Origin of the sequence: Gordonia metallireducens (assembly GCF_021245825.1) — a bacterium.
In the GTDB taxonomy this organism is placed as follows: domain Bacteria; phylum Actinomycetota; class Actinomycetes; order Mycobacteriales; family Mycobacteriaceae; genus Gordonia; species Gordonia namibiensis.
On sequence record NZ_JAJQJP010000041.1, the window covers coordinates 50,743 to 75,062 of the forward strand.

The 24,320-nt window shown below is 67.3% G+C and carries 23 protein-coding genes; 14 read left to right on the forward strand and 9 right to left on the reverse strand.

The window, feature by feature from the left end; translation table 11 throughout:
• The first annotated feature begins 858 nt into the window (after positions 1 to 858).
• Both LQD00_RS16575 and LQD00_RS16580 read left to right on the forward strand, forming a co-directional pair.
• Complete coding sequence (locus tag LQD00_RS16575) at positions 859 to 2,640, forward strand: ABC transporter substrate-binding protein/permease (protein WP_232718243.1); 1,782 nt, start codon at positions 859 to 861, stop codon at positions 2,638 to 2,640.
• Positions 2,641 to 2,643: 3 nt separating this feature from the next.
• Positions 2,644 to 3,390: an amino acid ABC transporter ATP-binding protein gene (locus tag LQD00_RS16580; protein ID WP_006866147.1), complete on the forward strand. Its 747-nt coding sequence runs from the start codon at positions 2,644 to 2,646 to the stop codon at positions 3,388 to 3,390.
• 4 nt (positions 3,391 to 3,394) lie between these two features.
• Here the strand turns inward: LQD00_RS16580 and LQD00_RS16585 are convergent, their stop codons facing one another.
• The 4 genes from LQD00_RS16585 to LQD00_RS16600 form a co-directional block, all read right to left on the reverse strand.
• Entirely contained in the window at positions 3,395 to 4,198 is an 804-nt protein-coding gene (locus tag LQD00_RS16585; protein ID WP_308195995.1) for a FadR/GntR family transcriptional regulator, read from the reverse strand.
• 174 nt (positions 4,199 to 4,372) lie between these two features.
• Positions 4,373 to 5,293, reverse strand: coding sequence for an amidohydrolase family protein (locus LQD00_RS16590; RefSeq protein ID WP_232718245.1), 921 nt, complete (start codon positions 5,291 to 5,293; stop codon positions 4,373 to 4,375).
• A gap of 46 nt (positions 5,294 to 5,339) precedes the next feature.
• Positions 5,340 to 6,341, reverse strand: a complete 1,002-nt coding sequence (locus tag LQD00_RS16595) for an alcohol dehydrogenase catalytic domain-containing protein (protein ID WP_232718246.1) — start codon at positions 6,339 to 6,341, stop codon at positions 5,340 to 5,342.
• 3 nt (positions 6,342 to 6,344) lie between these two features.
• On the reverse strand, positions 6,345 to 6,986 hold the full coding sequence (locus LQD00_RS16600; protein ID WP_232718247.1) for a PaaI family thioesterase: 642 nt from the start codon (positions 6,984 to 6,986) through the stop codon (positions 6,345 to 6,347).
• 194 nt (positions 6,987 to 7,180) lie between these two features.
• On the opposite strand from LQD00_RS16600, the gene LQD00_RS16605 reads away from it, so the two are divergent.
• From LQD00_RS16605 to LQD00_RS16620, 4 genes are read left to right on the forward strand one after another with little or no spacing between them, the layout of a single operon-like run.
• Entirely contained in the window at positions 7,181 to 7,978 is a 798-nt protein-coding gene (locus tag LQD00_RS16605; RefSeq protein ID WP_232718248.1) for a 1-acyl-sn-glycerol-3-phosphate acyltransferase, read from the forward strand.
• A gap of 19 nt (positions 7,979 to 7,997) precedes the next feature.
• Complete coding sequence (locus tag LQD00_RS16610) at positions 7,998 to 9,647, forward strand: AMP-binding protein (protein ID WP_232718249.1); 1,650 nt, start codon at positions 7,998 to 8,000, stop codon at positions 9,645 to 9,647.
• Between the two features lie 3 nt (positions 9,648 to 9,650).
• Complete coding sequence (locus LQD00_RS16615) at positions 9,651 to 11,099, forward strand: wax ester/triacylglycerol synthase domain-containing protein (RefSeq protein ID WP_232718250.1); 1,449 nt, start codon at positions 9,651 to 9,653, stop codon at positions 11,097 to 11,099.
• A complete protein-coding gene (locus LQD00_RS16620; protein WP_232718251.1) occupies positions 11,096 to 12,268 on the forward strand; it encodes an alpha/beta hydrolase family protein in 1,173 nt (390 codons plus the stop codon). The genes LQD00_RS16615 and LQD00_RS16620 overlap by 4 nt, the downstream gene beginning before the upstream one ends.
• A 167-nt stretch (positions 12,269 to 12,435) precedes the next feature.
• Here the strand turns inward: LQD00_RS16620 and LQD00_RS16625 are convergent, their stop codons facing one another.
• From LQD00_RS16625 to LQD00_RS16645, 5 genes are read right to left on the reverse strand one after another with little or no spacing between them, the layout of a single operon-like run.
• A complete protein-coding gene (locus tag LQD00_RS16625) occupies positions 12,436 to 13,788 on the reverse strand; it encodes an alpha/beta hydrolase domain-containing protein (RefSeq protein ID WP_232718252.1) in 1,353 nt (450 codons plus the stop codon).
• Positions 13,785 to 14,174, reverse strand: coding sequence for a carboxymuconolactone decarboxylase family protein (locus tag LQD00_RS16630; RefSeq protein ID WP_006866137.1), 390 nt, complete (start codon positions 14,172 to 14,174; stop codon positions 13,785 to 13,787). The genes LQD00_RS16625 and LQD00_RS16630 overlap by 4 nt, the downstream gene beginning before the upstream one ends.
• Complete coding sequence (locus LQD00_RS16635) at positions 14,171 to 15,052, reverse strand: NAD(P)-dependent oxidoreductase (RefSeq protein WP_232718253.1); 882 nt, start codon at positions 15,050 to 15,052, stop codon at positions 14,171 to 14,173. The genes LQD00_RS16630 and LQD00_RS16635 overlap by 4 nt, the downstream gene beginning before the upstream one ends.
• Positions 15,049 to 15,789: an SDR family oxidoreductase gene (locus LQD00_RS16640; protein WP_232718254.1), complete on the reverse strand. Its 741-nt coding sequence runs from the start codon at positions 15,787 to 15,789 to the stop codon at positions 15,049 to 15,051. Before LQD00_RS16640 ends, LQD00_RS16635 begins: the two co-directional genes overlap by 4 nt.
• Positions 15,790 to 15,811: 22 nt before the next feature.
• On the reverse strand, positions 15,812 to 17,278 hold the full coding sequence (locus tag LQD00_RS16645; protein ID WP_232718255.1) for an aldehyde dehydrogenase: 1,467 nt from the start codon (positions 17,276 to 17,278) through the stop codon (positions 15,812 to 15,814).
• Positions 17,279 to 17,342: 64 nt separating this feature from the next.
• On the opposite strand from LQD00_RS16645, the gene LQD00_RS16650 reads away from it, so the two are divergent.
• The 8 genes from LQD00_RS16650 to LQD00_RS16685 are packed head-to-tail and all read left to right on the forward strand — an operon-like array spanning position 17,343 to position 24,284.
• Complete coding sequence (locus tag LQD00_RS16650; protein ID WP_005201400.1) at positions 17,343 to 17,924, forward strand: TetR/AcrR family transcriptional regulator; 582 nt, start codon at positions 17,343 to 17,345, stop codon at positions 17,922 to 17,924.
• Complete coding sequence (locus tag LQD00_RS16655) at positions 17,924 to 19,168, forward strand: cytochrome P450 (RefSeq protein WP_154882148.1); 1,245 nt, start codon at positions 17,924 to 17,926, stop codon at positions 19,166 to 19,168. The genes LQD00_RS16650 and LQD00_RS16655 overlap by 1 nt, the downstream gene beginning before the upstream one ends.
• On the forward strand, positions 19,168 to 20,001 hold the full coding sequence (locus LQD00_RS16660) for an SDR family oxidoreductase (RefSeq protein ID WP_232718256.1): 834 nt from the start codon (positions 19,168 to 19,170) through the stop codon (positions 19,999 to 20,001). Before LQD00_RS16655 ends, LQD00_RS16660 begins: the two co-directional genes overlap by 1 nt.
• Entirely contained in the window at positions 19,998 to 21,365 is a 1,368-nt protein-coding gene (locus tag LQD00_RS16665) for a cytochrome P450 (protein ID WP_232718257.1), read from the forward strand. The genes LQD00_RS16660 and LQD00_RS16665 overlap by 4 nt, the downstream gene beginning before the upstream one ends.
• Positions 21,365 to 21,562 (forward strand): ferredoxin, encoded by a 198-nt coding sequence (locus LQD00_RS16670; RefSeq protein WP_232718258.1) that lies wholly within the window; start codon positions 21,365 to 21,367, stop codon positions 21,560 to 21,562. The genes LQD00_RS16665 and LQD00_RS16670 overlap by 1 nt, the downstream gene beginning before the upstream one ends.
• Positions 21,563 to 21,573: 11 nt before the next feature.
• Positions 21,574 to 22,119: a Cif family virulence factor gene (locus tag LQD00_RS16675; RefSeq protein ID WP_232718259.1), complete on the forward strand. Its 546-nt coding sequence runs from the start codon at positions 21,574 to 21,576 to the stop codon at positions 22,117 to 22,119.
• A gap of 6 nt (positions 22,120 to 22,125) precedes the next feature.
• A complete protein-coding gene (locus LQD00_RS16680) occupies positions 22,126 to 23,394 on the forward strand; it encodes a hypothetical protein (RefSeq protein WP_232718260.1) in 1,269 nt (422 codons plus the stop codon).
• Complete coding sequence (locus LQD00_RS16685; RefSeq protein WP_232718261.1) at positions 23,391 to 24,284, forward strand: SDR family NAD(P)-dependent oxidoreductase; 894 nt, start codon at positions 23,391 to 23,393, stop codon at positions 24,282 to 24,284. The genes LQD00_RS16680 and LQD00_RS16685 overlap by 4 nt, the downstream gene beginning before the upstream one ends.
• The last annotated feature ends 36 nt before the right edge of the window (positions 24,285 to 24,320 follow it).

Consider the following 24,320-nt stretch of genomic DNA (forward strand, 5'->3'; position numbering starts at 1 on the left):
GCCGACCGTTTGCAGTGGAGAACCCGATGGCTTGAGAACGGTGCTGTCGACCTGTCATCCCCGACGGGAACGTTCATTCGTGGGGTAATCGAAGGAGAGGCCCTTCTGCTCTTCGATTGGAATGTTGACGGTGAGTTTCCGGGCATCAAAGACGCGATCCCTGGGCGGAAGGATTGGATGCCCCCATTGGGAAGCAGCGACTACCAGACAGTGGATGAGATCCACAAGATAGCTGACGTTCGTGACATCGGCGACAATTCAGCTGTCGCGCTTGTCTGCACTTCCGGAAAGGTAAGCTCCGATCCAGCGAGTTTTCCGCCCTATTTCGATTCGAAAAATATCCCCGATGCCCACAACAGATTCGTGGCGGTCGACCGCTTGACGTTTCACCGGGAGGGCGAGTCTCCGCCGGAAAGTCGGCCCGGTCCCAAGCTGTTTCCCGGGTATGACGTATTCGGAGACTGGTGGATCTCGGAGTACAAGGATTCCTGGGCGCCGACGTCGGGTCAGGACGAGTGGGGGCGGGAACCGATGCCTGACCCGAGTATCTGCGGTGACATGGGCGACTTGACCGCTCCCGGGCCGTCCTATCCCGGGTGGTCGGGGAGCGAAGTTTGAATGTCAGCGCGCCGCGATAGATGAGAGTTGTCAGCGTGCCGAGTAAAACCCCAGCCACAGGTTTCGCTCGGTGGGGCTGCTTGATGGCTGAGCGACGGGCAATCCGACAACCCGGACAAACCCCAGTTCAGCGCGGTTAGAACCACCGGCGAGCGAAAAATTGGGACCTCGCGTGGCGCCGCAGATAGTCTCGGAGTGGTGTCCAACCACCGATCTCACCGCGCTCGAGCCGTACCGCGCGTGGTTCGTCTCCTAGCGCTCGCGCTGACGGCCGCCATCATCGGCCTTCTGTCCATCCTCGGCGGACCTGCGCCGCACGCTCAGGCAGCACCTGACGACAGCTGTGCCCCGGCTGGTCTCGCATCCGCGTCGGCCGCTCCGGTCAACCTGGCCGCGGCGGAACAGGGCGGGGAGGACAAATACACCACCCCGAACACGACGCCGATCGATCAGCTCGACCTGAATGCGCTCGAGTTGCTCGCGCCGGGCAAGCTCTCCGTCGGCACGCTGTCCGACGCCGGACCCAGCATCTGCGTCAACAGCGCCGGTGACTTCACCGGCTTCGACAACGAGCTTCTGAAGGCCGTCGCCGCGAAACTGGGTCTGCAGGTCGAGTTCAACGGCACCGAGTTCGCCGGTCTGCTCTCGCAGGTCGCCAACAACCGGTTCGACGTCGGGTCGTCATCGATCACCACCACCGACGACCGCCGCAAGACCGTCGATTTCACCAACGGCTACGACTTCGGCTACTTCTCGCTCGTCGCACCCACGAACGGTTCCGTCAAGAGCTTCGGTGATCTCTCGGAAGCCACCCGCATCGCGGTCGTGCAGGGCACCGTGCAGGACGACTACGTCATCAACACCCTCGGCCTGGACCCGGTCAAGTTCCCCGACTACGCGACGGCCTACGCCAACCTCAAGAGCGGTCAGGTCGACGCCTGGGTGGCGCCGTCACAGCAAGCCGAGGGAGCGGTCCGCGAGGGCGACAGCACTGCGATCGTCGAGAACACCTTCAGCGTCAACAACTTCATCGCGTGGGCGGTCGGTAAGAACAAGCCCAATCTCGTCGAGGCGCTGAACTCGGGACTCGACGCCATCATCGCCGACGGCACCTACGCCAAGCTGTACGAGGACTGGGTGCCGCGAGAACTGCCGGAGGGCTGGAAGCCGGGCAGCAAGGCCGCGCCGACACCCGAACTCTCCGACATCGCCGCCATCGCCGCGGAGAACGCCGAGAAGGCCGGCCCGACCGAGACCACCAAGCCGAAGAGCACGCTCCAGCAGCTCGGCGACACCTTCTTCAACTGGGACCTGTACGGGAAGTCCTTCCCCGAACTGGTCAAGACCGGCCTGGTGAACACGCTGATCCTCTCGGTCGTGTCCGGTGTGCTCGGCACCATCCTGGGCATGATCCTGGCGATCTGCGGCATCTCCCGGTCGCGCTGGTTGCGCTGGCTCGCACGCGTGTACACCGACATCTTCCGCGGTCTGCCGGCCGTGGTCGTCATCCTCATCGTCGGCCTGGGCGTCGGCCCGGTGGTCAAGGGCATCACCGGCAACAACCCGTACTGGCTCGGAGCGGTGGCCCTGGCCCTGCTTGCGGCCGCCTACATCGGCGAGATCTTCCGATCCGGTATCCAGAGCGTCGACGACGGTCAACTCGAGGCGTCCCGTGCCATCGGCTTCAGCTACCGCCAGTCGATGCGGCTGGTCGTGGTGCCGCAGGGCGTCCGGAGGGTGCTGCCCGCGCTGATGAATCAGTTCATCAGCCTGATCAAGGACAGCTCCCTGGTCTACTTCCTCGGACTGCTGGCCAGCCAGCGAGAGCTCTTCGCCGTCGGCCGAGACCTCAACGCGCAGACCGGAAACCTGTCGCCGCTGGTCGCCGCGGGCATCATGTACCTCATCCTGACCATCCCGCTGACGCACCTGGTCAACTACATCGACCGTCGCCTCCGCACCGGCAGGCCCACCGAGGTCCACGATGACCCGTTGCCCGCCACCGCCGTCGAGAAGGGATAGGCCATGACTGCCACCACCACACGAAAAGCGGTGTCACTGACCGGCACCGACCTACACCTGTCCTTCGGCGAGCATCATGTGCTGCGCGGCGTCGACATCCAGGTCGACGCCGGGACGACGACCACCGTCATCGGGCCGTCGGGGTCGGGCAAGTCGACGCTCCTGCGCGTGCTCAACCGCCTGCACGAGCCCGACAAGGGTGACATCCTGCTCGACGGCCGGTCCGTCCTGAAGGACAACCCGGATGAACTGCGCCGCCGAATCGGCATGGTGTTCCAGCACTTCAACCTGTTCCCTCACAAGACGGTTGTCGAGAACGTCGCCCTGGGACCCCGGAAACTCAAGGGGCTCAGCAAGGAGGAGGCCCGCGAGGTCGCGCTCAAGCAGCTCGAGATCGTCGGCCTGACCCAGAAGGCCGACGTGCGGCCGGCGCGTCTGTCGGGCGGTCAGCAGCAGCGCGTCGCCATCGCCCGGGCGCTCGCGATGACGCCGGAGGTCATGTTCTTCGACGAGGCGACCTCGGCCCTCGATCCCGAGCTCGTCAAGGGCGTGCTGGCGCTGATGGCCGACCTCGCGTCCGAGGGGATGACCATGGTCGTGGTCACCCACGAAATGGGCTTCGCCCGCAACGTGAGTGACAACGTGTTGTTCATGGACCACGGCGCCGTGGTGGAGACCGGTGACCCCGGGCAGCTCTTCGACGACGCCAAGTCGGACCGCCTGCGCACCTTCCTGTCTCAGGTGCTCTGAGACCTCACATCCACTGGACGAGTTCGTCGGACCGTTCCGGGTGTCGTTCCCGGAACCGTCCGACGACCTCGCTGATGTGATCGTGCATCAGTGTCTCGGCCTTCCGTGGGCGGCCCGCGATGATCGCCCTGGCGATGTCGGCGTGGTCGTGTCGCACCGCGTCGTCCCCGGCTGCGGTGTCGCGGCCGGCTGCGAGGACGTGCTCGACGACGATGTGGTTGATGGCCTGGGTCAGCAGGGTGAGAACCCGGTTGCCGCTGAGTTCGGCGATGACGGCGTGAAAGTTGGTGAGCTCGCCGAGGATCTCGCCGTCCCGGTGTGCTTCGACGTGGTGGTCGAGGAACCGCGCGAAGGCGGCCTCCTTCGTCTTGCGGTCCTCGATTCGGGCCACCTTGGCCGCCAGCTGCGGTTCCAGGAGTTTCCAGGTGTCGAAGACCTCTTCGTAGGTCGCACCGGCGAGGTGGAAGTAGAGCGTCGCGGTGCGGGCGAGGTACGACGCGTTGAGTGCGCTCACGAACGGGCCGCCACCCGGACCGCGCTTCAGTGTGATCAGGCCCTGGACCTCGAGGATGCGCAGCGCCTCGCGCAGGCTCTCCCGGCTGACCGAGTAGTTGGCGAGCATGTCGCTCTCGGCGGGGAGTCGGTCGCCGCGTCGTAGGCCGAGGCTGACGATGTCGGAGACGATGGCCGCAGCGGTGGTCTCCGACGCCTTCGGGGCACGGGTGGTCTCGCCGGCTTTCGCCGACGAATGGATGTCGCCCGGCCGGTAGATGATCGGCAGGCCCGCGCGGACGATTTCGCGTGTCATCATCGACCTCTTCAGATTCGGTGAAACTGGCACGGAGCCGCTGGCTGGAATCCGATCGGTTGCACTCTACGTGGTCGCGGGACGAGACCGGGATAAATCGTATGAGTGGATGAAACCCCCGCACCGTTCTAGCACGCACCTGTCATCCGTGCAGAGGACGTGGGAGCCGGCGGTTCACTGCTCCTCGAGGCGGAACAGCCGAGCGGCGTTGCGGTAGAACACATTGCGCAGCCAGTCATCGCCCACGCCGAGGCCGGTGATCACCTCGAGCGCATGTGTGTAGCCGTACGGGATGTTGGGGAAGTCGCTGCCGAACAGGATCTTGTCCCCGGCGTCGGCGAGACGTGAGCGCAGGCCGTCGGGGAACGGGGCGTTCTCCTCGGCGAAGTCGGTGAACGCCATCGTGGTGTCGAGATGGACGTTCGGGTACTCGAGCGCGAAGTCGAGGAACGGCTCGTATTCGGGCATGCCCATGTGCGCAATGATCAGCGGCAGCGACGGGAACCGGTGCAACAGAGCGCGAATGGGTTCCGGGCCGGTGTGGTGCCCGGGTGCGGGGCCCGAACCGCAGTGGATGATCACCGGCACCTGCGCGTCGGCGATCTGCGACCACACGCCGTCGAGCAGCGAGTCCATCGGGGAGTAGTCGCCGACCTGGATGTGGGACTTGAACACCCGCGTCCCGGCCTGGATCGCACGGGAGACGTACGCGGCGGCCGATTCCTCCGGATAGAAGGTCGCGGTGTGCAGACAGTCCTCGTGATGGGCGGCGAAATCATTCGCCCAGCCGTTGAGCCACTCCGCCATGTCGGGCTTGTGGGGGTAGACCAGCGACGAATAGGCGCGGACCCCGAAATCGCGCAGGGTCGACACCCGGACGTCCTCGTCGGCGCGGTAGGTGATCGGCCATTCGCGTCCGACGAGCGGACCCGCGGAATCGAAGTAGGCCCAGACCTTGTCCATCACCGGACGCGGCATGAAATGCGTGTGGACGTCGACGATGCCCGGCAGATCGAGGTCTTGCCAGACCGCGCGGACGCGCTCCGCCTCGTGGGAACTGAACGGTACTGGGGACTCTGGAACGGCACTGTTCACCCGTACGACGGTACGCCCGGCGCCCGGCCCGGGACACGGAGGCCGGTCAGCCGACGGCCGGGGCGATCAGCACCTTCCGGTGGTCGTTGGGCGCGGACAGTTCGGCGAAGACGCGGTTCACGGCGTCGAGCCCGACGATCTGGCTGACCAGCGTCGACGAGCCGACCGCGCCGCGGTTCAGTTCGGCAGCAGCGGTGCCGAACTCGGCCTTCGTGTAGTACGAGACGAAGTCCATCGAGGCCTCTTTGACGATGCCGGCGACGGGCATGAAGTGGTCGTCGTGCAGGCACACGCCGGCGACGACGATGCGCCCGTGGGTGCGCACCGCATCGAGCGCCGCGGCGATCATCCCCGGTTTGCCGACACACTCGATCACGACGTCGAAGCCGTCCCGGATCTGCGCGGTCACCGATTCCGGTGTGTGCACCTCGGATGCGCCGACGTCGAGTGCCGCGGCGCGACGACCGGGGGAGGGGTCGGAACAGGTCACCTCGCCGGCGACACTGCGCGACAACCAGTGCAGCACAGCCGTTCCCACCGGCCCGGCGCCGAGCACGAGGACGCGGTCGCCGGGTTCGACCGCGGCGCGCGTCACGGCGTGCAGGCCGACCGCGAGGGGTTCGACCAGTGCACCCTCGGCCGGGTCGATGCCGTCGACGAGCACGCTCTCGGCGGCACCGACGACGACGTATTCGGCCAACGCGCCCGGCAGCACGCCCAGTCCCAGCGTGCGCGCGGCCGGGCACCGGGCGATGTCGCCGGTCAGGCAGGCGCGACACCGGTGGCAGCCGCGGACGGGCATCGACGCGACCTGGTCACCGATGCGGAACCCCGGCGCGACGTCGGGAACATCCAGACCGATCGCGACGACCTCGCCGGCGAACTCGTGACCCATCACGGTGCCGGCGGGCAGGAACGGTGCGGTCGACAGGTCCGAGCCGCAGATGCCGTTCGCGGCGACCCGGAGCACGAGCTCACCGGGGCCGGGTGTCGGATCGGGGAGTTCGACGACCTCGAATCCGTCCGCCGAGGTCACTGCAGCCCTCATGACTCAGCCCGCCGACCAGCGCACCCGCGGGGTGTCGACCGCCGATCGCGGCACGATGAAGACGCCCTCGGCTTCGCAGGTCACGCCCTCGGCGTCGGAGATGGTGCCGCGTGCGATCCGCTTGCGGCCGGTCTCCTCGGTGACCCAGGCCCGCGCGGTCAGCGCGCCCAGGCGCGTCGGACGGAGGTAGCGGATGGTGATGGTCCCGGTGTAGCAGGCGCTCTCGTAGCTGGCGGCGTTGCCGAGGAGATGGTCGAGGAGCATCGCGCACACCCCGCCGTGCACACATCCCGGTGGCCCCTCGTAGGCCGCGCCCAGGGTGAAGTCGCAGCGCACCCCGTCGTCGACATGCTCGACATTCAGCGGCGGCGCAAGGGCGTTGCGTACCCCGATCACAGCATTGCCCCAGGCCATCCCGGTGTTCTCGCGCGTGTGCCGGACCCCGTACGGCCCGTCCATCTGCTCCGACCGCAGGTCGGCGACGATCTCGGCGATCCGCCGCTGGGCGTCGGCGAGGGCGTCCTCGCCGACCTCGGTCCTGATCACCGCGTCGACCAGGTCGCGGACGGTGTCGGTCAGCGGTGTGTAGACCCCGCGACGGCGCTCGACCTCGGCTTCGGTGATGTCCTCGAGGATGAACTGCATATGGCTACCCATCAGTAGGTGTGGCATAGGTAACGCCGAGTGGCGACTCCCACTAGAACGTGTTCTAATTCAACACTAGAACGTGTTCTAGTTTTCCGCTTTCGTGGACATCGACCACCAGGTCATCCAGCCCGTGGGTGACATTCCGGGGCGGTGATCCCCAACCCGGAAACGCAACCACAGGAGTTACGACGATGAGTGCCGGCACCTTCGACCTCACCGCCCGCGACGAGACATGGGTCAAGCGGGTCCTGCCCGTCCTGAAGCTCGTGGCCAAGAAGTACTTCCGTTCGGAGGTCCGGGGCATGGACAAGGTCCCCGACGGGGGCGTCCTGCTGGTCTCGAACCACTCGGGTGGCCTGATGGCCTTCGACGTCCCGGTGATCAGCGTGGCCTTCGCCGACGAGTTCGGTGCCGACCGCCCGCTCTACACGCTGGCCCACGACCTGATCTTCACCGGCGCGGGCAAGGACGTCTTCGGGAAGTTCGGCTTTCTTCCGGCCCATCCGAAGAACGCCGTCGCCGCGCTCAAGGCGGGCGCCGCGACCATCGTGTTCCCCGGCGGCGAGTGGGAGGTGCTGCGTCCCACCAGCGAGTCGGCGACCATCGACTTCCACGGCCGCACCGGCTACATCCGCACGGCCCTCGAGGCGGGTGTCCCGATCGTCCCCATCGTCACCATCGGCGGCCAGGAGACCCAGCTCTTCCTCAACCGCGGTGACAGCCTCGCCAAGCTGCTCAAGCTGGACAAGTTGCTGCGCATCGACAGCGCGCCGTTCGCCTTCGGCTTCCCGTTCGGCCTCACCGCCCATTTCCCGCCCAACATCCCGTTGCCCTCGAAGCTCGTCACCGAGGTGCTCGACCCCATCGACATCACCGCCGAGTTCGGAACGAATCCCGACCACGACGAGGTGGACCAGATGATCCGCAAGCGCATGCAGCACGCCCTCGACGGGCTTGCCCGCGAGCGCCGGTTCCCGGTTCTCGGCTGACCACGAAAGGAGATCGACGATGATCACGCGCCTTCGCGATCGCATCACCACCTACACGTGGCTCGTACGCACCCTCATCCGCAGTGGCTTCCTCGGCACACTGCGACTCGACCGGTACATCCGCATGGGGCTCAACCTGCGTCGCCACGGCGGTGCGTCCCCGGTCAGCGGCATCGGCCTGGCCGCAGCCCGCGCCCCGAAGGGGCTCGCCCTCGTCGACGAGGCCGGCGAACTCACCTGGGGAGAACTCGACGCGCGTTGTGACGCACTGGCCGTCGGACTGCGTGAGCTTCCCGACACGGCGGTGAACACCGTCGCCATCCTCTGCCGCAACCACCGCGGGCTCATCGAGGCCCTTGCCGCGACATCGCGTCTGGGCGCCGACGCGGTGCTGCTCAACACCGGGTTCGCCGGGCCGCAGCTCGCCGACGTCCTCGAACGCGAGGGCGCCGACGTCCTGATCGCCGACGATGAGTTCGACGCGGTCATCGCCCCTGCGGCAGAACGGCTTCCGAAGATCCGTCGCATCCACGCCTGGACCGAGACCGGCCCGGTGGCCGGGGACACGACCGACTCGCTCATCGCGGCGAACCTCGGTCGACGCCCCGCGCGCCCCGAACGTGCAGGCCGCATCGTGCTGCTGACCTCGGGCACCACCGGCACCCCGAAGGGTGCGCGGCGGGGTGGCAGCACCGACATCGCGTCGCTGGCCGCCATGCTCGACCGCATCCCCTGGCGCGCAGGTGAGTCCACGGTCATCGCCGCACCGATCTTCCACGCCTGGGGATTCGGGCAGGTGGCGATCTCGGCGACGATGACGTGCACGATGATCATGCGTCGGCGCTTCGACCCCGAGGCCACACTGGACCTCGTCCGCGACCACGAGGCGACCGGGCTCGCCGTCGTGCCGGTGATGCTCGAACGCATCATGGATCTGCCCGACGACGTTCTCGACGCCCACCCGGTGCCGAGTCTTCGCTTCGCGACGGCCAGCGGTTCGCGGATGCGGACCGACGCCCTGATCGCGTTCCTCGACCGCTTCGGCGACGTCGTCTACAACAGCTACAACGCCACCGAGGCCGGCCTGATCAGCACCGCCACCCCGGAGGACCTGCGCATCGCGCCGGACACCGCGGGTCGCCCGCTGACGGGCACCAGCGTCCGCATCCTCGACGACGACGATCGGGGGCTGCCGACCGGCGAGATCGGTCGCATCGTGGTCGCCAACAACTCCGGGTTCGACGGTTACACCACCGCCGACACCAAGGCGTTCAGCGACGGGCACATGGTGTCCGGTGACGTCGGACGGATCGACGAGAACGGCCGGCTGTTCGTCGTGGGCCGCGACGACGAGATGATCGTGTCCGGCGGCGAGAACGTCTACCCGCTCGAGGTCGAGCAGGTCATCGGCGCGCTCGACGAGGTCCACGAGGTCGCGGTGATCGGCGTCGACGACGAGAAGTTCGGCCAGCGCCTGGCCGCCTACGTGGTGCGCGCCCCGCAGACCCTCATCGGTGCCGACCAGATCCGACAGCACGTCAAGGAACAGCTGGCCGGGTTCAAGGTCCCCCGCGACGTCCACTTCCTCGACGAGCTGCCCCGCAACGCCACCGGCAAGATCCTCAAGCGTGATCTGCTCTCCGCCGTCCCGGAACGAAAGGTGAGCTGAACGATGAACGCACGCAACACGCCTCGCGTCACCGAGCTGTTCGCCGGCGCCGGCGGCGTCCCGCACGACGCCGAGCGGATGACCGGTCCGGATTCGCTGATGCTCAACATGGAGTCCCCGTCGAATCCGATGCACACGCTGAAGGTCGCGGTGCTCGACACGAGCCGGCGTGACCGTCCACTCACACTCGACGAGATCGCCGACGTGATCCCGCGCCATCTCGGGATGTTCCCGCGCGCCACCCAGCGGGTGCGCTGGGTACCCGGATGCTCTGCTCGCCCGTTCTGGGTGCACGACACCGCCTTCGATATCACGCGTCACATCGACGAGACGGAGGTCGCCGCCCCGGGAGGGCGCGCCGAGCTCGACGCGGTGCTGTCCGAACTCGCCGTGCGGCAGCTCGACCGCGAGCTACCGCTCTGGGGGCTCACCCTCGTCCACGGTCTCGAGGGAGGCCGTCAGGCGATCGTGGTCCGCGTCCACCACGCGGTGGCCGACGGGCTGGCTGCGCTCAACACCTTCATGGCGGCCACCGCCGAACCCGGCGAGCGGGTTCACCCGGCACCGATCCCCGAGGCCCTCGCCCCGGACACGAAGAGCCTCACGAAGGCGGCCCGCGCCGAGTCGCGACGACTGTTCCGCGGTGTGCCGGCTGCGATCTCGGCCGGGCGGCGCGCTGTGCGGGCACGACGCCGGGTGGCCGACGGCGACCTGATCCCCAAGCCGCTGACGGTGCGTCGTACCAGCTTCAACGCACGTAGCGGGGCGGACCGCGTGTGCGCGTCGGCCGACATCGCGCTCGCCGACATCCAGCGAATCGCCCTGGCCGCCGGCACCACGGTGAACGGTGCACTGCACGGCGTGATCGCCGGCGCGATCCGCAACGAGCTTCTCGCCCGCGGCGAGGAGCCGGGTAACTCGGTGACCATCTTCGGGGTCTGCAAGGACCTCGCGTCGAACCGCGTGCACGGCAACGAGATCGCCACCGCCATGGCGTACCTGCGCTCCGACCTGGCCGATCCCGTCGAGCGGATCGTCGCGACCGGCGAGAGCTGCGGGGCCACCGTCGCCTGCCGTCGAGAGGTCGGTTTCGAACTGACCGAGAAGCTCTCGACCTACACCGGCCGGCTCGGCCCGTTGTTCCGCGGATTGGCTGCCAATGTGATGCCGCTGGTGATGAACAACATCACCACCGCCAACATGCCCGGCCCGCGGACGACGCGCTGGATCGGCGACATCGAAGTGGTCGACTGGATCTCCTTCGCCCTGGCCATTGCGCCCGCGGATGTGAACCTGACGACCTACAGTTACGCCGGACGGTTGAGCATGGGACTCATCGCGACACCGGAATCGATGCCGGACCCGGCCGGGTTCCTCCGGCGGGTCGTCGAGGCCGTCGACGAGGCGACCGATGCGCTCGGTATCGGTGCCATGGCACAGGAGGCCAGTTGATCGACTGGGAGACCGAGCGCGCCCGGCTGGGATTGTTCGCGGGCGTATTGCCCCGCGCGATCGGCAGCTCGCTGGCCGCGCGACGAGGGAATCCGCAAACGGGTATCCCGGCTGCCGGCTGCGGGCCGCGCCAGGTCGGGGAGACCGCGATCGACGAGATGTTCATCGCGATCAACTCCGTGATCCGGGACATCCCGCCGATGGAGTCGGTCGAGGAGATGGTGGCGCGGTGCGCCGACGTCGCCGACGAATTCGTACGCCTCGGACCTGCCGGGGTGCACCGCGATCCGGGTCCGCCCCGCATCCTGTCGCGCGACCGGAAGACCTTCGGCACCACGACGTTCGAGCACATCGACTACTCCGTCGACGCGAAGCTGCCGGCGTCGGTGGCGTCACTGGACCCGTATGTCGACGGCATCTCGTCGGTCCGGGTGATGACCAAGAACAGGCCCGGAGCACGATGGTTGATCTGGGTGCACGGTGCGGCACAGGGCCGGCCGGACGATCTCTACGCCTTCCGGGCGGCCCACCTGCACAAGAAGCTCGGCTACGACGTCGCCTTCCCGGTGCTGCCCGCACACGGTGGTCGGCGCATGGCGAAGGTGTCCTACCCGGGTTTCGACCCGCTCGTGAACACGCTCATCACCATCCGCGCCGTCGCCGAGATCCGGTCGCTGGTCTCCTGGATCGAGCAGCACGAACCTGCCGAGATCGCCATCGCCGGAACATCTCTCGGCGGGCCGATCGCCGCGCTGGTCGCGTCGATGGACCCGCGGGTCGCCACCGTTCTCGCGGTGGTCCCGATGCTGGACATGCACGCGACGCTGGCCCATCACATGTCCCGCGGTGGACCCAAGGGCGAGCACCTGGCGTCGTTGATGCGCGACGAGTCGGTACGCGAGGTCGCGAGTGTCATCAGCCCGCTGCGGGTCACGCCGATCGCGCCGCCGGATCGTCGGATGGTCGTCGCGGCTCTCAACGACCGGGTGACCTGGGTGTCGGCGGCACAACAACTCCACGAACACTGGGGCGGACGTATCCACTGGTACCCCGGAAGCCATGTCGGCCACGCCATCTCGACCGGCATTCGGCACGCGACGGACGGTTTCCTCAGCGAACCCGCCCGCCCCGCCGGACCGGCCGAGGAAGGCAAGCGCGCGGCGTTCTGAGCCTGGTCTGAAATCCGCCCCTGAAAAGCGCGTCTGAAATCCGCCCTCGAAAAGCGCGTCTGAAATCCGCCCCCGATAACCACCCTCCAGGCGAGTGCCGGCGACGATATGTCGCCGGCGTCGCTACACAGGGTGCTTTTCGGGGGCGGATTTCGGCGGGGGTTCGCCTACTCGGGCACCAACTCCGGATTCGCGTCGGCGATCAGTTCGTCGCGGTCTTCGACGAGTACGAACCCTGCGGCGATGGCCGCGTCGGCAGCGTCGCGGTAGTGCTTCTCGTATTCGTCGCGGGTTCCGTAGCGTTCGGCGAGGAGATGCTCCGGCACCGGGTGGGTCGACCCGAAGAGCAGGCAGATCCGCGAGATCGGCTCAGGGACAACGCCGCTCAACACCTGGGCCGGTGCGTCGACGCAGGGGGTGCGGACGCCGCCGAGGACGTTGCCGATGTCGTCGACCTCGAACTCGGGTTCGGGAGTCGTCACACCTCGCAGACGCAACGGGTCGGCGGACGGTGGCGGGTCCCCGCCGTCGGCCCAGGCGCGGAGGTGGCGGAGTCCGGCGCGCAGCACGAAGCGCTGCTGGCCCCGGTTCACTGGGTCGGGGCAGCCGAGGAACTCCTCGAAGTCGCCGATCTGATGCAGGTCGGCGTGTGAGGTACCGGCGATCTCCCAGACGCGCAGACGGTCGGTGTCCGGCTGGCGCACCAGGTGGTAGCGGAAGTTGGTCAGCACATCGGTCTCGGTCTGCACGACGAGGACCGGTGCGTCGAGATCGGTGCGGATCGTGGTGGGTTCGCCGCTGAACACGGTGCTCACGTCGATACCGGTGCCGACCTCGCCCGCGGGTAACCCTGCAGCGGCACGGCTGTGGATGAGGAACCCGTCGAAATCCCCGTCGCCTGCGACAGCGTTCACGTAGGTGGTCAGGGCCATTGCGGACTGGGATTCGCCGACCGCGAGCACCGAGCCGACGGCCAGCCCGGCGAGCGGGTGGTCCGGGGTCGGACTCTCGCCGGAGTGGTCACCGCGGACCGCGATGCCGATCGAACGGAAGATGTCGTAGCAGTACGCATCGCCGGGATGATGTAGTCCGGCATAGCGATCGGGGTCCTTGGCGGCGAGGCTCTGGGGTTCGCCGGTCGCGACGCCCACCGATCCGGCGCCGCCCTCGATGCCGACGTACTGCGCTGACACCCCCACCCAGGCGTAGCCGGCACGCACCAGCTCGGCGGCGAGATACGAGTACTCCGGTGCGGCATCGCTGCCGCTGCTCACGTTCAGCCACTCCACGACGACGCAGCCGTTGAACGCCGCGGCGTCGGCGGGGCGTCGGACGACGAGCCGGGTCGTGAACTCGGCCGGCAGGGCGTCGGCGTCGCCGATGAGGCGACGGGCAATTCCCGACGCCGCGTACTCGGTGTCGGTGTATCCGGCGGCCGCGAGGTCGGGGAGCGGCGAGGCGCTCAGGAGTGAGGAGCCCTTGCCGTCGGTCAGGGGTCGAAACGTGATCTGTCGGTTCACTTCTGCTTCCGGTGCTTCTTGATGACCTCACCGAACATGAAGTGCATCTTGGTTCCCTGGGGCCAGCCGATGTAGTAGCAGAGGAAGAGGCTGATCTCCTCGAGCTGCTCAGGCGTCAGTTCGCCGTTGCCGAGCGCGGCGCCGGCCTGGATCTCGGCGACGTCGATGTTGTTGCTCGCAGCGAGAGCGCCGAGCAGGATGAGTCGCCGATCCCGGTCGGAGAGGCCCTCGCGCGCCCACACGTTGGCGAACACCTGATCGGCGGTGTGCGCGAAATAGTCGCCGGGACCGTCGCTCATCTCCCAGCCGTAGACCTCGGACATCCGCTTGAGACCGCGCTTGCGCACCTCGTCGGGTGCTTCGTCGGAGATGTTGGATCGGGTCATGCGGTTTCTCCTTCGAGATGGGGGACACCGAGTCCGGGGGCCAGCTCGCGGAGTGCGATCTGGCCGAGGGGCAGATCGACGCCGAGGTCGTCGGCGAGTGCGAGTGCCAACGACAGGTCCTTCTCGCCCAGTGTACGAACGCCGGTGAAGATGCCGTACCACGGATCGTCGGCGTCGAGCGTCGCCGTGGTCTCCCGCAGCATGATCGCGCCGGCACCGCCGGTGATGGCGTCGGTGTGCCGAACGACCTTGCCCAGCTTGGTGATGTCGAGCCCGGCGGCCTCGGCGAGACGAGCCGCCTCGGTGGTGGCGGTGAACGAGATGAAGTGCAGGAGGTTGCGGGCGAGCTTCATCTTGGTGCCCGCGCCGACCTCGGCCCCCGCGTGCACGAGCATGTCCGAGGTGAGCCGGAAGGGTTCCTTCAGCTTCTCGTAGGCCTCCCGCGGGCCGCCGACCATGATCGCCAGCCGTCCCGACGCCGCGCCCATCGCGCCGCCGGAGATCGGGGCGTCGAGCAGGATGACCTCGCGTTCTGCACACTGTCTCGCGAGATCGATCGCGGTGTCCGGACCGATGGTCGAGTGGACCGTGATGATGGTGCCCGGGCGGGCCGTCGACAGCAGGCCATCGGGACCGGTGACCACCGAGCGGACCTGCTCGTCGTTCAGAACGCAGATGCCGATGATGTCGGCACCGGAGGCGAGTTCGGCGAGCGAACCGGCCGCCTTCGCGCCCTTGTCGACGACCTTCGCGATCGCCTCGTCGGACAGGTCGAACACGGTGAGACCGCCCGGCCATGCGGCGAGGCTGCCGGCCATCGGGCCACCGATGTTGCCGAGGCCGACATACCCCAGGCGGATCGGGGTGTCCTCGCTCATGACCGGATGACCTGCCCACCGTCGACGTTGAAGATCTGCCCCGTGATCCAGCCGGCCTCGTCGGACAGCAGGAACAGGCACATGCCGACGAGGTCTTCAGGTGTGCCGAACCGCTTGAGCGGGAGCCGGTTCACGATGTCGGCGACCATCTCCTTGGGAGTGGTCGTGCGTGTCGCCTCGGTGTCGATGGGGCCGGGTGCGATGGCGTTGACGCGGATGTTCTGCCCGCCGAGCTCGGTGGCGAGCTGCTGCGTCAGGCCGTTGACACCGACCTTCGCCAGGCCGTAGAAACCGCTGTACAGCCATGCGGCGGTGGAGGACTGGTTGACGATCGCGCCGCCGCCGTTGGTCATGTGCGGGTAGACCGCGCGGGTCACGTTGAGCGCACCGTCGAGGTTCACGCTCATGAACTTCTTGTAGTAGTCCCACGGCACGGTGATGAGGAAGTCGAGCTTCATGCCGCCGTAGATGGCGGCATTGTTGACCAGGCCGTCGATCGAACCGTAGGCGTCGACCGTCGCCTGGGCGAGAGCCTTCGCCGAGTCCTCGTCGGCGACGTCGGTGCTGACGTACAGGCCACCGATGTCGGCGGCGACCTGCTTGCCCTTGTCGTCGGCGAGGTCGGCGACCACGACGTTCGCGCCCTCCGCGGCCAGTGCCCGCGCATAGGCCTCACCGATACCGCCCGCGGCCCCGGTCACGATGACGGTCTTGTTCTCGAAACGCTTGGAACTCATTGTCCTGCTTTCTGTGTAGGTACTAGGCGGGCCGGGCGACGGCCTTGGTCTCCAGGTACTCCTCGAATCCGGCGACGCCCATCTCGCGACCGATGCCGGACTGTTTGTAACCGCCGAACGGGACGTCGGCGGAGTACCAGATGCCGCCGTTGACGCCCATGGTTCCGGTGCGAACACCGTTGACCACCTTGGTGATCCGGTCCTCATCGGTGCCGTAGACCATCCCCGACAATCCGTAGGGGGAGTCGTTCGCGATACGGATGGCGTCGTCGTCGCCGTCGTGGGCGATGATGACCAGCACCGGGCCGAAGATCTCCTCCTGTGCGACGCGTGCCGAGTTGTCGAGTCCGGAGATGAGTGTCGGTTCGACGAAGAAGCCCTTGGGCTTGTCGTTCGGGCGACCCCCGCCGATCTCGATCGTCCCGCCCTCCTGCTTCGCGAGTTCGATGTAGGACTCGACGCGCTGACGCTGGCGCTCGGAGATCAGCGGCCCGCAGATGGTTCCCGAACTCGTCGGGTCCCCGGCCGGGAGGCCTGCCAGTGCATCGCGGGTCGCGGTGATCGCCTCGTCGAGCGCGGTGCGGGGGACCACCAGTCGGGTGGTGATCGCGCACCCCTGGCCGGCGTGGGTGACGACGTTGAAAGCCGCCATCGCGCAGGCGGAACCGATGTCGGCATCGTCGAGCACGATGAACGCGGACTTGCCGCCCAGCTCGAGGAACACCTTCTTCAGCGACTCCGATGCGGCCGCCATCACCTTCTTTCCGGTCGCGGTGGAGCCGGTGAAGGAGACGAGGTCGACGCGTGGATCGGTGCTGAGCTGCTCACCGAGCCGGTGATCGGTCGAGGTGACGATGTTGAGCACGCCGGGCGGGAAGTCGGTCTCCTCGGCGACGACCTTGCCGACCAGCGCCGCGCACCACGGGGTGTCGGGCGCGGGCTTGAGGACGACGGTGCATCCGGCGGCGAGGGCAGGCCCGATCTTGGCGAAGTTGATCTGGTGCGGGAAGTTCCACGGGGTGATCGCGCCGACGACGCCGACCGCCTCCGACCGCAGCTCGCGATGGTTCTTGATGCCCATCGGCTTGGCCGTGCCGAGATCGCGGGTCCACTCGTAACTCTCGGCGAGGTCGGCGAAGTAACCGAGGTCGGTGACAGGACCCTCGAACTGCGGACCGTGGGTGAGGAACGACGGACAACCGACCTCGGCGATCGTCAGCTCCCGGAACTCGTCGGCATGGGCGAGCAGGGCGTCGCGGAGCTGGCGGAGGCAGCGGGCGCGGAAGGCGTGGTCGCGCGACCAGTCGGTGGTGTCGAAAGCGGTGCGGGCGGCGGCGATCGCGGCGTCCATGTCGGCCGCGGTGGCCTCGGCGGCCTGCCCGATGACCTCCTCGGTCGCCGGATTGACGACGTCGAAGACACCACCGCTTCCGGGGGTGAGTTTGCCGTCGATCAACAGGTCCGACGCGGATTCGGGGCGAAGGGGCATGAGCTGGAACTCCATCTGGACAGGTGTCTGGACTCGCGTTCAAACCTAGTGTAGCGTGGCTCACATGTCCAGCCCCGTGTCCCAGGAATCCACACGTCGCCGCCTGACACAGCAGCAAGCCGAGACGGTCGCGCGACTCACGGATGCGGCGGTGGACGTGTTGAACGCCGAGGGGTTCGACGGGCTCACCGTGCGCTCGGTGGCCAAGCTCGCGGGGGTCGCGCCCGCCACGGCGTACACCTACTTCTCGTCGAAGAGTCACCTTGTGGCCGAGGTGTTCTGGCGTCGGCTGTCCGCGGGCGTGTCCGAACCCGACCCCGCTGCGACGCCCGCGGAGCGGGTCGCCCAGGTGCTCCGCGAGGTCGCGCTGGTCGTCGCCGGCGAGGGGCAACTCGGTGGCGCGGTCACCGTCGCGCTGTTGGGTACCGATCCCGACGTCGAGCACCTCCGCGTGCGCATCGGTGTGTTCATCCGCCGACGCCTCGCAGCCGCGCTGGAGGTGGACCCGGAGAATCCCGGACCGCTGCTCGACGCCCTGGAGATGATCTACTCCGGCGGCCTCGTCTACGCCGGCATGGGCCACATGACCTACGAGCAGACCTCCGAAAGACTTGTTGCCGCAGCACATCTACTGATGGAGAAGTGATGACCGAAACGACATCGGTGCCGGGGATGGAGCGAGCGCTCCCCTTCGACCCGTATGCCTACGACTTTCACGAGGATCCGTATCCGACCTACGCGCGGCTCCGCCGGGAGTCGCCGGTCTACTACAACGCCGAGATGAATTTCTGGGCGCTGGCCAACCATGCCGACGTCCGCGCGGGATTCCGTGACGTGCAACGGTTCTCGAACAGCTGGGGCGTGTCGATGGACCCGTCGGCGTACGGACCCGACGCCCACAAGTCGATGTCCTTCCTCGCCATGGACGACCCGAAGCACATGCGGATCCGCAAGCTGGTGTCGAAGGGGTTCACGCCGCGCCGGGTCAACGACCTCACCGGCCGGATCACGGCGCTGACCCACCAGCACTGGAGCAAGTGCCTCGACATGGGCGAGTTCGACTACGTCCACGACTTCGCCGCGCTCCTGCCGATGGATGTGGTCTCCGAGTTGCTGGGCGTCCCCGAGGCCGACCGCACACACCTGCGTCACCAGTCCGATCTGCTACTCCACCGCGAGGACGGCGTCCTCGACATCCCCGAGGCCGCGATCTACGCGTACATCGAACTGCACAAGTACTATTCGGAACTCATCGCCGACCGGCGGAAGAACCCCGGCGAGGATCTGGTCTCGGCACTGATCGAGGCCGAGATCGACGACGACGAGACCGGTGAGAGGATCAAGCTCACCGAGGACGAGATCGTCGGCTTCATGGTGCTGATGGTGGTCGCGGGCAACGAGACGACCACCAAACTCCTTGCCAACGCCCTGTATTGGGGCTGGCGCAATCCCGACGAGCTGGCCAAGGTGTTCGCCGACCCCGAGCTCGCCGTCCCGCAGTGGACCGAGGAGACGCTCCGCTACGACAATTCGACGCAGATCGTCGTGCGTCGCGTGCTCGAGGACGCTCCCTACGGTGATCACGTGATCCCGGCCGGCGACCGCGTGCTCCTCCTCGTCGGCTCGGCGAACCGCGACGAAGAGGTCTTCGGTCCGGACGCCGACAAGTACGACATCGGACGCGACAACGGGCAGGCACTGATGAGCTTCGGCCTCGGTGCGCACTTCTGCCTCGGAGCCCACCTCGCCCGTCTCGAGGCCAACATCGGTCTCGGCGAGGTGATCCGGTCGATCCGCGCGGTCGACATCGACATCGACAGGGCGGTCCGGGTGCACTCGGTCAACGTGCGCGGTTTCGCCGAACTCCCCGTGAAAGTGACGGTGCGCTGATGGCTTTTCGTCCCCACCCCGAGCGTCGACCGGTCCTCGTAGCAGGAGCGTCCTCGGGTATCGGCGCGGCAACCGCCGAACACCTCGCCGCCGCCGGCCATCCGGTTGCCCTCGCAGCCCGACGCGTCGAGAAGCTCCAGGAGCTGGCCGACAAGATCAGCGCGGCGGGTGGCGAAGCGGTCGCGGTGCCGCTCGACGTGACCGACGAGCAGTCGGTCGTCGACTGCGTCGCGAAGGCGGAGGCCGCCCTCGGTGAACTCGAGATCGTGGTCGCCGGCGCCGGAGACCTCGCGGTCGGGCTCTCCTACGAGACGAGCCCGGAGCATTTCGCCGACCAGGTCAACATCCACCTCACCGGCGCCTACCGCATCTACCGCGCGGTCATCGGCGGCATGATCGACCGTGCGCGCGGCGATTTCGTCTTCATCGGCTCCGATGTGGTGCTTCATCCGCGACCCTGGTCGTCGGCCTACGTGGCCGCGAAGTCGGGCATCGACGGCCTGGTCGCGACCATCCAGCTCGAACTCGAGGGCACCGGCGTGCGTGCGGGCGTGGTCCGGCCGGGACAGACCCTGACCGGCATGGGCATGAACCTCGATCCGAAGACAACCGAGGACATGCTCAACGACTGGATCAAGCACGGTCTGGCGCGTCACGGCAACTTCCTCGAACCGCACCACATCGCGCTCGCCGTCGCAGCCATGGTCACCATGCCGCGCGGTGCCCACATGCGCGCGGTCGAGGTGGAGGCCGAAGGGGCCGTCCCCCGCGACCGGAGTTCCGGCAAGACAGCAGACCCACAGTCGACGAAGGACAAGGGGACCGATCGATGACCGCCATCACCGAATCAGGCCTGAAGAAGCCGCCTCGCGTTTCCGGCGGCGAGGGCGAACACGGACATCTCGACGAACTCGCCTCCGACCCGATTTCGCTGTTCTGGCGCGTCCGCGAGGAATGCGGCGACGTCGGCCTGTTCCAGCTCGCCGACCGCGAGGTGGTGCTGGTGTCCGGGGCCGCGGCCAACGAGGAGTTCTTCCGGGCACCGGAGGAGGACCTCGACCAGGCGGCCGCCTACCCGTTCATGACCCCGGTGTTCGGTGAGGGCGTCGTGTTCGACGCGAGTCCCGAGGAACGCTCCAAGGCGATCCACAACTCCGCCCTCAAGGGCGCCCACATGAAGCAGCATGCGGTGACGATCCCCAACGAGGCGGAACGCATCATCGCCGAGTGGGGCGACGAGGGGGAGATCGATCTCCTCGACTTCTTCTCCGAACTCACGCTGTACACCTCGTCGGCGTGCCTCATCGGGCGCAAGTTCCGCGAGCGGCTCAACGGGCACATCGCCCATCTCTTCCACGACCTGGAGAAGGGCACCGACCCGATCGCCTACGTCGACTACAACGCCGACATCGAGAGCTTCCGCAAGCGCGACGAGGCACGGGCCGAGCTGGTCGAGTTCATCCAGGGTGTGATGGACGAGCGGATCGCGAATCCGACCGAGGACAAGGAAGATCGCGACCTGATGGACGTCCTGGTCCAGGTCGGCTTCGACGCGAACACGATCACCGGCATGTTCATCTCGATGATGTTCGCCGGCCACCACACGACGTCGGGCACCGCGGCGTGGACGCTCATCGAGTTGCTGCGCAACCCGGAGTACATGAAGCGGGTCTACGACGAACTCGACGAGATCTACGGCGACACCCCGGACGGGGAGCGTCCTGAGTACACGTTCGCGCACACCCGACAGATGCCGCAGCTCGAGAACGCGCTCAAAGAGGCACTTCGACTCCACCCGCCGCTGATCATCCTGATGCGCGTGGTGCAGAAGAACTTCCACGTCGAGGACTACGAGGTCGCCGCCGGTCAGTCGATCGCGGTGTCGCCGGCGATCTCGAACCGTCTGCCCGAGGACTTCCCGGACGCGGGTGCCTTCGACCCCGACCGGTACGACAAGCCGCGGCAGGAGGACCTGGTCAACCGCTGGACCTGGATTCCGTTCGGTGCGGGTCGTCATCGTTGTGTCGGTGCGCAGTTCGCGATCATGCAGCTCAAGGCGATCTTCTCGGTCCTGTTCCAGAACTACGAGTTCGAGATGCTGCAGCCCTCGGAAACCTACCGGAACGACCACTCCAAGATGGTCGTTCAGCTGCAGCAGCCGTGCCGCGTTGCCTACCGTAAGCGTCAGGATCGCTGATGCGCATCGAGGTCGATCTGGATCTGTGCCAGGGGCACGGCATGTGTGAGCTGGAGGCCCCCGAGGTCTTCGCCGCGAAGACGGACCACGTGGAGATCCTCGACGCCAACCCCGACGAATCCCGGCGAGCCGAGGTCGAGGCCGCCGTGCAGTACTGCCCGACGCAAGCGTTGCGTCTCATCGAAGATGACGAGTGAAGGTGGAACACATGTCTTTTGACCGTGCGGAACTGGAAGAGATGAAGGAGCGGTGGCTCGCCGCCAACATCGAGGCGGAGAAGGCGGGGGACTGGAAGCCGCTCGCCGAGTTCTACACCGAGGATGCCACCTACGGCTGGAACTACGGCCCGAAGAAGGACTTCATGGCCGTGGGTCGCGAGGAGATCCGCGAACTCGCCCTCGGCCAGGAGATGGAAGGTCTCGAGGGCTGGGAGTACCCGTATCAGGCATGGGTCATCGACGAGAAGACCGGCGACATGATCGGGCTCTGGAAGCAGATCTACGAGGGCACCCGTGAGGACGGCAGCCACTATGCGCTGGAGGGCATCCAGGGCAGCTGGTTCAAATACGGTGGCAACTTCCAGTTCTCCTGGCAGCGTGACTTCTTCGACTACGGCAACGTCTCTGCACTGTTCATCGAGATGATGCAGAACAACGCCATGAGCGCGGGCATGCTCAAGCGGGTGGAGAAGGCGGCGCCGGGCAACCTGCCGGGGTGGTACGACTTCGGTAAGGCGCCGGTCGCGTTCTGGTGACCTGACATGACAACCACAGCCCCCACGTATCCAGGTCTGGGTCAGGAACAGCTCGCCGTCCTGGTCCCCGAACTCCTGCTGTCCGGTCAGATGATCGACCGCAGCGGAATGGCGCACCTCATCAGCGCTTTCGGGCGGGACGTCATGGGCCGGATCGCGATCGAGGAATGGATGGCCGCGAGCCCGGTCTACACGAGCCGCGTCCGGACCGTGTTCGGCGTCGACGGCGACGGAGTCGAGGACATGTTCAAGTGTCTCCAGCTCGACATCGGTGCACCGCCGCAGTTCATGGACTTCCGGTACCGGGTCGACGACAAGTACCACGGCTCGTTCGTCCTCGATCATTGCGGCGCCCTGCTCGACGTCGAACCGCTCGGTGACGACTACGTCACGACGATGTGCCATGACATCGAGGACCCGACCTTCGACGCGACCGCCATCGCGACCAACCGCCGAGCGCGAATCCGACCGGTACATCGGCCGCCTCGACGCCCCGTCGATCGGACACCGCACTGCGAGTGGACGGTCACCATCGAACCGGACCGCGAGGAGCTGCCGCTTCCGCCGGACGCGGAGGAGATGTTCGGGACGCGCGCCGGCCAGATCGAACTGTCCGCGATCGACGCGTCGGCGACCGACGGCTGGGTCGACTACCGAGGCCCACTCGTCGAGGATCTGCAGTTCGCGGAGTGGTCGACGTCGGCACTGGTGCGGATCGCCGAAGAGGTTGCGCTGCAACATCAGCTGCTGTCTCTCGGCTTCCTGATCAGCCTGCGGCGGTATGCCGAGAGCGAAGAGCAGGTCGTCGAGATCTTCCGTAAGCAGCTGATCGGGATCGCCGGACTCGCGGCGGACCGTATTCGCGCTGCCCTCGATCTGTCCACCGACGCCGAAGGCCTGGCGCAGGTCCTGGCCCTGCATCCGTGCTTCGGGCCGGCGCAGTACACCGGTCTGACCGCAACGGCCGACGGCGACACCGTCGTCGTACGGTTGCCCCGTGAGTCCGACGCGATGACCGACGGCGGGTGGCTGTCGATCCTCACACCGGACCACTTGGAACCGCTGCAGGCTGCCGCCACCGGAGTCAGCCAGTACCTGAGCGTGGAGGGTGCCGTCGAGACCGACGATGCGCTCGAGATCCGCATCGTCACGTCGGACACCGCGCAGAAGGAGAGCGGCGAGGTGGCCGTCGCCCGGTTCAGCGGCGGCGCGAGTTTCGAGTTCGTCGACCGAGGCCGTTCGATCCCGATCACGCCGGTCGGCAGCTCGGCGTGAATCCGAACGGCGGCTGGTCCCCCGGGGCTGCCGGACTGGGCGGCCGGGTCGCCGTGATCGCGGGCGCCACCCGCGGCATCGGCCTCGCGGTGGCGTATGCGCTGGTAGGTCAGGGGGTTTCGGTCGTCGTCAACGGGCGCGATGCAGATGCGCTCGAGGAGACCGTCGCGGAGATCCGCGGCGGCGGGGGACAGGCCGTCGGCATCCGGGGCTCGGCCGGCGACGACGGCGTCGCCCAGCAGATGGTCGATGCCGCCCTCGCCGAGTTCGGCGCACTCGACATCGCCGTCAACTGCGCCGGCATCGCCGAACCCGCCGGGTCGACGGTGCTCAGCATCACCCCTGACGAGTTCCGGACGCAGCTGGACGCACACCTCATGTCGGCGTTCCACCTGCTCCAGGCCGCGGGACGGGTCTTCGTCGAGCAGGGTTCGGGGTCGATCGTGCTCACCGGCTCGGCCGCATCGCTCGGGATGTTCGGCGGCAGTGGCTATCCCGCAGCGAAGGGTGGCGTCAACGCGCTGGCCCTCGCCGCCGCCGCGGACCTCGCCGAACACCGCGTCCGGGTCAACGTCGTGATGCCCGGCGCCAAGTCGCGACTGTCGACCGGAGCGGATTACGTCGCCCACATCGAGGCCCTGCATCGTCGGGGAATTCTCGACGACCTGACCCGAGAGGCCGCATTGGACCCGGCGCCGCCCGAGTACGTGGCCCCGCTGTACGTGTTCCTCGCCAGTGACGCCGCCGACCACCTCACCGGCAACATCTTCTCTGCCGCAGGCGGTTTCATCGGCCGGTACGAGGAACAGCAGGCGAGTTTCATCGCCTACCGGGATCACCAGGACACCTCGCCGTACAGCCTCGGCGAGCTGGCGGAGTTGCTCGGCTGAGTATCCTGCTGGTTCGTATCGAAACCAACTGGCGCG